The 13,144-nt window shown below is 37.6% G+C and carries 8 protein-coding genes; 2 read left to right on the top strand and 6 right to left on the bottom strand.

Going from position 1 to position 13,144, the window contains the following annotated elements; translation table 11 throughout:
- Positions 1 to 369: ATP-binding protein (locus ACY65O_RS14785; RefSeq protein ID WP_462221630.1), on the bottom strand; the 369-nt coding region annotated here is incomplete at its 3' end.
- A 167-nt stretch (positions 370 to 536) separates the two neighbouring features.
- Here ACY65O_RS14785 and ACY65O_RS14780 point away from each other — a divergent pair.
- Entirely contained in the window at positions 537 to 5,564 is a 5,028-nt protein-coding gene (locus ACY65O_RS14780; RefSeq protein WP_462221629.1) for a cadherin-like beta sandwich domain-containing protein, read from the top strand.
- A gap of 116 nt (positions 5,565 to 5,680) precedes the next feature.
- Here the strand turns inward: ACY65O_RS14780 and ACY65O_RS14775 are convergent, their stop codons facing one another.
- The 4 genes from ACY65O_RS14775 to ACY65O_RS14760 form a co-directional block, all read right to left on the bottom strand.
- Positions 5,681 to 6,403 carry a ribonuclease H-like domain-containing protein gene (locus ACY65O_RS14775; RefSeq protein ID WP_462221628.1) on the bottom strand — a complete coding sequence of 241 codons (723 nt, stop codon included), beginning with the start codon at positions 6,401 to 6,403 and terminating at the stop codon, positions 5,681 to 5,683.
- Positions 6,404 to 6,541: 138 nt separating this feature from the next.
- The gene (locus tag ACY65O_RS14770) at positions 6,542 to 7,162 is read right to left on the bottom strand and encodes a porin family protein (protein WP_462221627.1); all 621 of its coding nucleotides are present in this window, start codon (positions 7,160 to 7,162) and stop codon (positions 6,542 to 6,544) included.
- Positions 7,163 to 7,313: 151 nt separating this feature from the next.
- Positions 7,314 to 7,616 (bottom strand): hypothetical protein, encoded by a 303-nt coding sequence (locus ACY65O_RS14765; protein WP_462221626.1) that lies wholly within the window; start codon positions 7,614 to 7,616, stop codon positions 7,314 to 7,316.
- Positions 7,617 to 7,797: 181 nt separating this feature from the next.
- Positions 7,798 to 10,008, bottom strand: a complete 2,211-nt coding sequence (locus ACY65O_RS14760) for a S9 family peptidase (RefSeq protein WP_462221625.1) — start codon at positions 10,006 to 10,008, stop codon at positions 7,798 to 7,800.
- 150 nt (positions 10,009 to 10,158) lie between these two features.
- Here ACY65O_RS14760 and ACY65O_RS14755 point away from each other — a divergent pair, with 150 nt between their 5' ends.
- A complete protein-coding gene (locus ACY65O_RS14755; protein WP_462221624.1) occupies positions 10,159 to 10,554 on the top strand; it encodes an RNA-binding S4 domain-containing protein in 396 nt (131 codons plus the stop codon).
- 58 nt (positions 10,555 to 10,612) lie between these two features.
- Here ACY65O_RS14755 and ACY65O_RS14750 read toward each other — a convergent pair.
- On the bottom strand, positions 10,613 to 13,144 hold a 2,532-nt coding region (locus ACY65O_RS14750), incomplete at its 5' end, for a CHASE3 domain-containing protein (RefSeq protein ID WP_462221623.1).

Here is a 13,144-nt window from a genome sequence, read left to right as displayed (position 1 = left end):
AGAGTAAAAACCCAAACCAAAATGCCCGATGATATTATTTTCATTTTGCCCCTTGTATTTTTCTAAAAATTCTTCGGCGCCACTAAAGGCCAGCTGGTTTAAATATTTGTCTATTTCTTCAGCTGTCATACCTACACCTCTGTCACTAATGGTTAATGTCTTTTTTTCAGCATCTAATTTTATATCAATCCGTAACTCCCCCATATCGCCTTTGGCTTCTCCAATAGATGATAAAGTTTTTAATTTTTGTGTAGCATCAATAGCATTACTCACCAATTCTCTTATAAAAATTTCGTGGTCGCTGTATAAAAACTTTTTAATAATAGGGAAGATGTTTTCCGTTTGTACCCTTATGTTTCCTTTTTGCATATAACTGAATATTAATATTTACTGCTTTTAGTCAAACAAAATGCCAGTTTTTAATTGCTGACAGGATGTCAAAAGTGTTAATAAATTCTTTACATTAAAATGGCTGCGAAGTTAATTAATGGAAGTAGTTTTGACGGTTCGAAAAAATCTACTAAACTAAACATCGCATGACAAAATTATTTACAATCAGGATCCTATTGCCCATACTTTTTTTGATAACAGCAATTAGCGGTTTTGGGCAGGTAAGCATTCCAACTGCCGGAGTGCCTGTAACACAAAATTTCAATACACTTGCCTTATCTGGTTCGGCTAACACATGGACAGACAATACCACAATATCCGGTTGGTATTCCAACAGGATAGTTTATCTGGCTGACGCAGGAACTTCTACAACAGGTGGTTTATACAGCTATGGCACAGCAGCTGCTAGCGAAAGAGCACTTGGGGGATTATCTTCTGGCTCTGCGTCACCAATTTTTGGTGTAAGACTTGTAAATAATACCGGAGCAACAATATCTGGTCTTACACTTTCTTTTAGAGGAGAACAATGGAGGCAAACTGCTAACGCACAGATTTTAGTTTTTGAATCACAAATCGGAGCTACTGCATTAACAACCGGCACTTGGCTTGCAAATACAGCATTTAATTTTACAGCATTAAAAACTGGAACTGCAGGTGCTTTAGATGGAAATGCTGCAGGAAATTTTTCTGTTATTAATGGCACTTTGACTGCAACTGTGGCAAATGGCCAGGAAATATGGTTACGGTGGTCTAAAACTGGTACTACAAGCCCAGGTTTGTCAATTGATGATATTAGTATTACTGCTAACGCAGCCATTTCATCCAACGCCGATCTCTCCAACTTAACCTTAAGCTCTGGCGCTTTATCTCCCACATTTGCCGCTGCAACTACAAGCTACACTGCAAGTGTAGCAAACGGCGTTGCTTCAATTACTACCACTCCAACAGCAGCAGATATTAATTCAATCATAACGGTTAACGGTAGCCCCGTAACAAGTGGCAACCCATCGGCATCAATTCCACTAAGTGTTGGTACCAACACCGTTACAACTATAGTTACTGCACAGGATGCTGTAACAACAAAAACATATATTGTAACTGTAACAAGAGCAGCCGCAGGTGTGCCAACTTTATCAGTAACATCGGCACTGGCCGATTTTGGAAATGTATGTATTAATACTACCGCAGGCCCAAATTCTTTTACATTTGATGGAAGTAATTTAGATGGAAGTAATATTAATATTGCAGCGCTTAATGGTTTTAGTTATTCAGAAACAGCGGGGGGAACTTATACTTCTACCTTAAGTTTTTCTTATACAGCACCGGGCTTTACAGGAAAAATCATTTATATAAAATTCAATCCAACCTTAATACAATCTTATAATGGAGATATAGGTGTTAGTGGGGGTACTGCCACTGGCATTCTTGTACCAGCCACAGGTTCTGGTGTTAATACAGCACTTACAATTACTACCGGCGGAAGTTCGGCAGTAGGCGCAACAACTGCCACTGCGGCGGGAACAATAAGTGTTACGGGTTGTTCTGCAATTACCGGTTATGGCATTGAATACAGCACAACAACAGGTTTTCCAAATGGAACAGGTACTCCAATCCCTTCGTCTAATTTAAGTGCAGGAAATTTCAGTTCAACTATTACTGGCCTTGCACCCAATACAAGATATTTTTATAAAGCTTATGCCATTGATGGAAGCGGAACAACTTATGGTGCTCAGCAATTTTTTACCAATACCCCGCTACCAGTACCAATGGCTGCACAATCCGGTTTAAGTTTTACAGAAACTTTTGCCGATATAACTAACTGGAGCAATTTTTTTATTACAGGTATTGGTGCCAATCATTTTGGTGGACTTGGTGCAACTGCAGGATCAGGAATTCCAGGCAGTACCGGAGTAGGTACAACAGGCGGCACAACATTAACAGCTTCAACACTATCATTTCAAACAACAGCTTCAGGTACACCCCCAGCCATTACATCGGGTGGCGTACAAAGAGGAACAGATCAATTATCTCCCATCCCATCTACTCAATCAATAATTTTATTGTCAACAGGATCTACAGATAATTCCTCCTCTTCGGCTATTGATTTTTATATGGATTTTACCGGCGTTAATGCAGGCACTTTAAGTTTCGATTATCAAACATTTAGTAATGCTTTAGGTACCGGCGCTAATGACCGGGCCGGTTCTTTAAGGGTATATACAAGTACTGATGGCATTACTTTTACTGAACTTACAAACATTTTAAACTTTATAAACAATACCCCCATCAGCGGTTCCAAAGCAAATATTCCTTTGCCGGCATCATTTAATAATAATGCAGCCGCAAGATTACGTTTTTATTTTCATAACGGTACTGGTGGAACGAATGGATCGAGACCAAAAATGAGTATTGATAATTTAAATGTAACAGCAGTTGCAACAACCCCATGTACAAGCCCAACCGCTCCAGCTACAGCACTAACATTCGGAACAATTACTGATGTTTCTATACAGGCAAGTTTTACTGCTGCCAGCCCGGCATCAAATGGTTATCTGGTTGTAATGAGTACCAACAGCAGCCTTACCGGCAACCCGATTGACATGCAGAATTATAATATTGGTGATAATGTTGGTGATGGTTCTGTTATAGCAAAAATCAATACACCAAATTTTACTGCAACAGGCCTTACACCGCTAACCACTTATTATTTCTTTATTTTTCCGATGAACAGTGTTTGTACAGGAGGACCGTTGTATTATACTACCAGTGTGCTTAATGGTAATGCAACTACTATTGCAGGTTTACCGCCATGTGCAGCACCGGCAGCACAACCTGCCAATTTAATTTTTGGTACAACGGGTATTAATTTCATACAGGGGTCGTTTACTGCAACCACAGCAGATGAATATCTTGTTTTAAAAAGTACTTCATCAACATTAACCAATACCCCTATAAATGCCCAAGTCTATAATGCCGGTGATATTTTAGGCAATGCTGTTGTTATACAAAGAAATTCAACCACATCCTTTACTGCAAACGGATTATTACCAAACACCGCTTACTATTTCTTTGTATTTAGTTTAAATTCGCAGGTTTGCGTAAGTGGCCCGGTTTATAATGTAACTTCTCCATTAAACGGCACCCAAACTACGCAGCCCTTACCACCTTGTACAGCACCCTCTGCCCAGCCAACAAATCTTTCGTTGACTGCTTCAAACAATTCTGTATCAGGTACATTTAACGGTGTGGCCAGCGCCGATGATTATTTAGTGATAAGGAGTACCTCTCCCACTTTATCTGCATCACCGGCGGATAATACTGACTATAATACAGGGGATAATTTTGGCGGTGGTATTGTTGTTGCCAATAGTGGAACAACAACTTTTCTTGCATCCAACCTTACCCCAAACACTACTTATTATTTCTTTGTTTTTGCAGCCAGTAAAAATTGTTCTGGTGGTACAAAGTATGCAGTTGCAGCACCTTTAACAGGCAATATTGCAACCACAAATGCTGTCGCCAATAATTATTATTTTGGAAATCTCCATTCGCATTCAGATTATTCTGACGGTAATAAAGATAATCCCGGTTTTACACCTGCCGATGATTATAATTATGCACTTACAGCACTATGCATGGATTATCTCGGTATATCAGAACACAACCATTTTTCTTCACCAGACAATCCGGGTAACACCCTTCCCAATTACCACCTCGGTATTTCGCAAGCAGTTACATTTAATTCTACCCATCCAAACTTTTTAGCTTTATATGGAATGGAATGGGGTGTAATATCAGGTGGAGGCCACGTAGTTATTTATGGGGATGGTATGGATAATTTGTGGGGATGGGAAAGTGGCAGTGGTGGCTGGGGAGCAACAAATAATTATGATGTATTTGTTCCTAAAAGCGTTTATACAGGTAGTACCGGTTTGTTTAAAACGGTAAACGATAATATAGCCACTAATACTTTTGCCTCGCTGGCACATCCCAATTTAACTGACTTTAATAATATTGCCGGCACTGCTTATGATGTATTGGCTGATAACGCTATTACAGCAACCACGGTGGAAAGTGGCCCATCATCGTCTACCAATACTACTTATTCTAATCCCGGTTCTTCCTTGTCTTATTTATGGTATTACCAAACTTTATTGGCAAAAGGTTATCATTTAGGGCCAACCATTGATCATGACAACCACTATACAACATTTGGCAAAACCACTACATCAAGAACGGCAGTAATTTCACCCTCATTATCTAAAGCCGCAATGGTTACAGCAATGAGGAACATGAATTTTTATGCAACGCAGGATTGCGACAGTAAAGTTGATTTTACGATTAATACAAAAATTATGGGGTCAATTTTAATGGATAGGTTTGCGCCAAATATTTCTGTTACATTAACTGATGCCACCACTTCAACTTCTACTGCAGTAATAAGAGTTATGTATGGCGTACCGGGCAGCGGAACAATGGCGGTAAAAATTGATTCGGTTATAGGTAATTCATTAACTTTTACTGATATTAATCTGGCTAACAATACCACCGGTTATTATTATATTGATATTACTAACGGCACCAGCAGAATTGTTACTGCTCCCGTTTGGTACACCCGGAACGATGCAGCCGGCGGCCCTTTACCGGTTAAGTTAAGTTCGTTTACTGTGCAAAAAATTGATAACAGTGCAAAAATAAGCTGGAGCACCGAACAGGAAAATAACAGCAGCCATTTTATTGTAGAAAGATCGGTTGATGGCAGAACCTGGAATGCTATTGCAACAGTTGCTGCTGCAGGTTACAGCAGTCACCGTATTGATTACAGCACTTACGATAATGCACCAATGAGAGGGATTAATTATTACCGCTTAAAGCAGGTGGATAAAGATGCAAAGTTTGATTACTCCACTGTAGAAAAAGCATTGTTTAATTCTACCTACACTGCACAGGTAGTGCCAAACCCTGCAAAAGATTTTATCAATTTATATATTGCTAAATCGGGTAACCAGCAGGCGAACATACAGGTACTGAATGCTGCAGGAAAATTAGTTTACAAAACAACGTCCACTCAATCGCAGCTTAAAATAAATACAGCAACCTTTAGTAAAGGGTTGTATTTTGTAAAAGTGATTGATGCAGATAATGTAACAACAATAAAAGTTTTTGTACAGTAAAATAATTTTTTGAATGATGAAAGCCCTCTGATTTTGCAGAGGGCTTTTTTATTTTGCAAAACCTGTAAGGTCTTTAAAACCTTATAGGTTTATTACAACAGGTTTATTACAGATAATCATTTCACAATTACCACATCTTCTTCCTTCAACAGCTCCATATTTTTAAACCGAAGGATTATATTGCCTGTTGTTACTACATCTTTTTGGCAATAAGTGGCTATGCGATGCAGGTTTTTTTCTTCCCAATATACAGCTGCTACCATGCTGCCGTCAATATCATCTTTGGGTGAAGGAACACCTAAAGCTGCTGCTAATAATTTTAAAGAAGTATAATTTTTATAATCGCCAAAGCGCCAGTATTGAAAAGTATCCACGGTGTTGGTATCCCATGGTTTCATGTTTTGAAAATCGAGATAAACGGGAATGGGTAAGCCATTTATTAAAAGCCTGCGGCAGATAAAAGGAATATCAAACTCTTTTATATTATGCCCGGCAAAACTCCACTTATTATTTTTGGCTTCCATAATATTTATGGTGGCAATAAAATCCTGCAGCAGTTTTTTTTCATCATCGTCAAAAAAAGATTTAAGGCGCAATTGCAGTTTACGCTCCTGCTTTGCAAAATAACCAATGCTGATGCAAACAATTTTTGCAAACTCGGCCATTACACCGGCACGCTGCGGATAAAATTCGGCAGCGGTTGTAAAGTCTGGTAAAGAGCGCTGTGTCTTTTCTTCCCACAACTTTTTCCAGTCGTCGTTTAATAAATCGAATGTGGGGTGCTGGGGTACGGTTTCAATATCTATCAACAATAAATTTTCCAGTACAATGTTTTGCATAGCGTAATTATTAGGAATTGTAAAATACAATCTCCTTTTAATAAAACAAAGCCTCTAATCCCTGAATGGCAACAAAAGCATTATTTTTTTACTTTTTTCAGGTTGTAAACACTGTAAATAAGAAATTGAGAGAACTAATTAAAACGTAACGCCAACAAATACCTGTATGGCCTGGTTCTTCCAGGTTTGGCGATCGTCGATAGCGTTTATATCTGATAAGCCCAGTTTATATCTTGCGCCAAAATTAATTAATGGCAATTGAATCCATAAACCACCGATGGCACTCCACTCAGCATTTTTATAAATGTTACCATTATTTTTTAAACTGTCAACAGTTTGCTTTACTAAACCGCCATACGAAGGGCCAACCTGCAGCTTTACTCTTTTACTGGGACCAATGCTAACGTTTAATAAAACCGGCACTTCAATATAATTCAGTTTAGAAGATTTTTGACTGCCGTCACGAAACAAATCGTTGTACACATCATTAGGATCATTACTAAACTCGGAGGAGGTTTGCACAAAATTTACTTCGGGCTGAACACCCAATCTGCCGGCAAAATTAAATTGCATAAATGCACCCAACTGGTAATTATAATTAAAACCGCTTTTAAAAGACTGACCAGTAATTTTATTAGCATTAACGCCGGCCTTTGCACCAAAGCGAAAAAAGTTTTCGTGATCGTCGCTTAATTTATTGCGCTGTGCAAATACAGCTGCAGAAGAAAATATGAGTACCACTGTAAGTAGATTTTTCATTTTTTAGATTTTAGTTTGAACGTAATTATTACTGCTAACATTATGCCAAAGCAATACTTTAACAAAACTATGTTTGTACAACAAGCAAGCCTGCACAAAGGCAGGCTTTAACTTACTTTAAATAACCCCGTTAAAAATTATTGTATATTTTTTATCTTCTCCAACGACCGGGTATCCAAACCCATCCACCTCTTCTGTGTTTCCAATGCCCTTCTGCCCAAGTATGTCCGGGTTGTGGCGGTGTTGCCCAGTAACCATCTGTGTAAACATATTGATTGCCACGCCAAACATAATTTCCTCCCATCCAAACATGTGCAGGTGAAGGACGAACGGACCTTATCCTGTATGCAGGAGCAGCGGGGCGGATTTTTACAACAATTTGTGCATCTGCTGCTGCAGAAAATGATATTAATATTATCAACATCATTATAATTTTTGAAAAATATTTTTTCATGATGATTTATTTTATGAGCCTATGACTTTATAATTACAGTATGGTTTAAAAGCAAAATGTTTAAAATAAAAAAAGCGGTTTAAAAAACCGCTTTAATAAAAGTTCAATAAAGGTATGCCGTACAAGTGAGTGACACAACGATGTTGAACATAGTTATTTCGTTTGTTACAAAATTGTATTTCTATTTTGCCCCCGGCAAACAATGCTGTTTTAAATATGTGGTGTATAAAGTTGTTAAATGCTGCCATGTTCCTTCGCCTTCGCTAATGCTGTGCGTACGGTTGGGGTAAGCCATAAACTGAAATTGTTTGTTATACTTTATTAATTCATTCAGCAATTGTTCGGCATTGCTGTAATGCACATTATCATCGCCGGTACCGTGTATGTACAATAAATTTCCCTGCAGATTTTTTGCGTAATAAATGGGTGAGCCTTTTACAAAATCATCCCGGTTTTCCTGTGGCAAACCCATATAACGTTCCTGGTAAATATTATCGTAATTTAATTGATTGCCTACTGCTGCTATTGAAATACCGGTTTTAAAAATATCGGGATACTGAAACATTAAATTTAATGTTGATGATCCGCCGCCGCTCCATCCCCAAACTGCTACACGGTCTTTATCAAAATAACTTTTATCGGCTAATAATTTTTTCATGGCCATTGCCTGATCCCTTACGTTTATTAAACCAATTTTTCTATAAATAGATTTACGCCATTTGGCACTTTTAAGCATTGGCGTACCACGGTTATCTATCGACACCTGTATGTAACCATCGGCTCTTATATCGCCATTGTATAAAAAATTAGTATGATTGCCATAACTGTTTTGCACCGTATTTGCCGCAGGCTCGCCATACACATACAACACCACAGGATATTTTTTTGCTGCATTAAAATTTGCAGGTTTATTTATCCATGCATCTAATGTTACATTATCTTCTGTAGTTATCTGCAAATATTCCACATCATTATTATTATCAGTTTTAATTGTTGCAGCAATACTTTTTGCATTACTCACAGGTTTATTATCGGGCAGTGTTATCCATTCCGTTACCGGGGGTGTACTACTGTTAGAAAAAGTATGCGTAGCAAATTTTCCGTTGGGAGAAATAGTATAACTGTGTGTACCCACTAAATTTTCGGCACTTAACAATTCTGCATCTTCTTTATTTTTTTTAAACTTATCAATAATGCCTGTTTTATTTTCTATACGAATGCGGTATAAATATAATTGTGTAGCATTAGCTGGTGATGCTGTAAAATAAATATAGTTGTTGGCTTCGTCAATGCTTTTAATTACATCAATATCGTAATTGCCTTTGGTTAATAAAGTTTCTGTTTTACCATCACGGCTAACTTTATAAATATGGCGCCAGCCATCTTTTTCGCTTACCAAAATAAAATCCTGTCCTTTGTTTATAAATGTAAAACCGCCGGGTTCACCAAAAATATCCGAAGAATTTAAATCCACCCAGGCCTCATCATTTTCTGCCCAAAAAGTATGCGTACTTCCGTCGTTAGTATTGCAATACATTAATTTACTTTCCTGTTGCTTGCGGTCTAATTGCTGCAACATTAATTCGTTAGTACCACTCCATTCCATACGTGGAATATAATATTGCTGCGGATCGCCGTCTATTTTCATCCAGCGTATTACACCCGATGAAATATCTGTAACACCAATTTTTACAGGCGACGGTGCTTCGCCAACTTTTGGATACTCTACGGCAATTACTTTGCTGTAATTACTGTCGGTAGTGTTCAACATAAAGTAGTCCCTTATTTTTGTTGCATCTACCTGCCAAAAAGCAATTTTGCTTCCATCGGGGCTCCACCTGAAACCATCTCTGCAACCAAACTCTTCTTCGTACACCCAATCAAAACTGCCGTTAATTAATTTTCTTGTACCGTCGTTGGTCATTTTTTTTATTGTATTAGATGATACATCTTCCACAAATAAATTATGCTCACTTACATAAGCCACTTTTTTTGCATCGGGAGAAAATTTTGCAAACATTAATGATTGCGCCGGTCTGCCCTTACCCAACTGCGTTATGCGGTTTGATGCAATATCTAAAACCCAGTATTCGCCACGGGTATTTAAGCGCCATACTTTTACCGTGTTGGTAAAAATTAATAATTTAGTATTGTCTTTACTGAACGAATAAGATTGCGGCAATAAAGTTTTGTAACCCGGAGGTGTTAACTGTTCTTTTTTAATAAGAATAGTTTCTGCATCGGTTTTAGGATCCACCTTTACAATGTTGCCCTCTTTAATTTTGGTGTATGCATTACCATCTGCCGTCCAGTTTATACGGCCACGCTGTGCAGTTAATAATTGAATTGAAAAAATAAACAGCATGCTTAGTGCAATAATCCTGAACTTCATATGTATAATTTTAGAGAATAAAAGTAAGCAATTAGATTAACTGATAATCACCATTGGTAGAAAAGGATTTATTTTTAATCCCCTATTTCTTAAAGGGAAAATTAAGAAGCAGTAATTTTGCAGAAACCTGACAGGTATTTTTAAATATTTATGGATAAAGAAAAACTAAGGTTAGATAAATATTTATGGGCTATACGCCTGTATAAAACCCGTAGCCAGGCTGCTGATGCCTGCGATAAAGGAAAAGTAAAATACAACGGAGATAATTGTAAAGCTGCCAGAACAGTAAACGTGGCTGATGAATACGAAGTAAAAACTGAAGCAAAAAAATGGTTAATAAAAGTTACCGCACTTTTAGATCACCGGGTGCAATATGCAGAAGCAATAAAACATTACATAGATATTACACCTGCTGAAGAATTGGACCGCATTAAATTTCAAGCAGCAGTTTTTCATACAGGTAAGAGAATGAGTAAGCAAGGCAGACCTACAAAAAAAGATAAAAGAGATTTGGATGATTTTATGGGAGTCCCCTCCGCTCCCTGAAGGGGAACTTTGACTTTGAAAATTTGTATTAGTGTATCTTAGGATAAATGAATGCAGGTTAAACAACCACTGGTATTTCTACAATTATTTCGCAGCCTTTACCCTGCGATGATTTTAAAATAAATTTACCTGAAAAAGATTCAGCTCTTTTTTTAATGTTGCTGAGGCCGATACCTTTTTTTGCAGTTTTTACATTAAAGCCTTTACCGTTATCAATTATCTTCATCGTCACCAAATCGCCTGATCGTGTAAGGGTTATTTCAATTTCAGTTGCTTCTGCATACTTAACAATATTTTTTATTTGCTCCTGCAGTATCCTGTATAAGTTAATCTCTATATCGCCATCAAGTGCGTTGCACTGGCTATCAAAATTCAGTTTTATTTTAAACTGATTGTTTACATTAAAGGTTTGTAACAAATCTTCAAAAGCATCTTTTAAAGAACTGTTATCAAAAGAAGCCGGTGCCAATTTATGCGATAGTTTTCGCAACTCTTCAATGGCATTTAAAATATGCCCCTTACCCATTTCAATATATTTATGCGATTCTTTTGTAGCTGCCCTGCTCCCTTTAACCATGCTTAGTGCAAGCACCGATCCCGCTAAAATTTGATTTACATTATCATGTAATTCTCCTCCAATAAAATTACGTTCCTGTTCCTGTGCATCTATTATTGCTTTTGAAGTACGCATTTCTTCATCTACCTGGTAAGTAATATCCTGCATGGCACCTATCATTCTGCAGGGATTACCCATTTCATCAAACATTACATAAGCCCTGTCAAAAATGTGTTTATAGGTATCATCTGCACATCGGAAGCGGTAGGTTATCTGAAATTTTTGCAAGCCTTTTTCAAAAACATCCTCAACTAATTCAGTTACTTTTTTAAAATCGTCCGGGTGAAGTTTATCGTTCCACCAGTCAACAATTTTTTCAACTTCGTTGGCCTTGTATCCAAACATTTTATTAATGCCCTCATTATACACCATGGTATTATTTACAATATCCCAATCCCAAATGGTATCGCTGGTAGCACGGGCAAGTATATCGTACCGGTCAACAGCTATTTTAATTTCTGCTGCTGCTTTACTGCGAAGTTTTTCTTTTTCAAAAACTTCTAATGCAAAAGACACATCACTTGTTGCTTCTTCTAATAATGCGATTTCTGCTGCATCAAAAAAATCTTTTACATCAGCATAAAATGAAAACATACCTACCACTTTTTCTGAAACTTTTATTGGCAATGCCATAAAGGAACGGTAACCACGGCTTAGTGCTTCATCTTTCCACGGCGCCATTCGCCGGTCGTTCTCAATATCATTGCATACAGAATATTTTCCCATGCATAAACCACTAACAATGGGTTCCATGTATTCCGGATTATCCTGTAGTAAAGCCGGGCTTATAAAAGATGGGTAACTGCTGTCGTCGCCTGCATGTATCACCGGAACAACAGTTGCAGTTGCTTCATCAATCATACCTATCCATGCCATTCTGAATTTACCTTCGCTAACAGCAATTTGACAGGCCTCTTTAAACAATGTTGCTTCATCACGGGTACGCACAATCATTTGATTAATGTGGCTGATAAAAAAATACAGCCGGTTGGCTTTAATAATTTTTTCTTCTGCTCTTTTTCTTTCACTGATATCCCTGAGGTTGATAATAATACCGCCTATGGCTGGATCGGGTATCATATTTTTAATTACACCTTCCAGCCAAATATAATAGCCATTTTTATTTCGTACCCGTATAGAAAGTTCAATTGTTTTACCGGGGTTAGCCACTGCTTCAACCATCAAAGCCATTACCGTTGATCTGTCATCTGGATGCAAATATTCTGTAATGGCTATTTTTTCATTCTCTTCAAACAACCTTCCGGTAATTAGGGCAGTGGAAGAGCTGCGGAAAAGCACATTAAATTTTTCATCAATCAAAGAAATAATACCTTCGTTATTTTCCGCCAGTGCCCTGAATAATTTTTCTTTTTTATCCAGCTCCTGTGTTCGTTGTGCAACTCTTTGCTCCAGCTCATCATTCATTTTTTTTAATGCAGCTGCAGCTTTACTTTTTTCAACATTATCTGCTCTTACTTTTTGGATAAAAATACCTAACAATAAAAGCACTACCGCCATGGTAAGCAGTAAAATCTTTTGAAGATTTTTTACACTTTTATCATTAGCTTCTTTATGTTTTACCAGAGAAGTATTTTCGGAATCCTGAATTTGATCGACCAAAAGCCTGATATGGTCGGTATATAATTTCCCTTCGCCGGTTTCTACCATTTTAATGGCAGCATCACCGCCATTCTCTTCATAACTTTTAATTGCAAGGTTGGAAAATTCAATTCTTTTGGAAACAAAAAAAGATAGAGAGTCGGCACGTATTTGTTGTGCCTGATTATTTTTTGTAAGGGTTTTTAAATTGCTGAGGTTGGCGTAAATTTCTTTTTGTGATTTTTGCATCGGTTGCAAAAAACTTTTGCGGCCACTAAGTATATAGCCTCTGAAACCAGATTCGTTACTTAATGCAAGCGCAAGCACTTTTTTAGAATCAAAGAGTATGTCCTGGGTGTTGGATATCCATTTACC

The organism is Ferruginibacter sp. (assembly GCF_031430955.1).
Lineage (GTDB): Bacteria > Bacteroidota > Bacteroidia > Chitinophagales > Chitinophagaceae > Ferruginibacter.
Note: the sequence above shows the minus strand (reverse complement) of the source record. Positions and strands in the feature narration are given on the sequence as shown.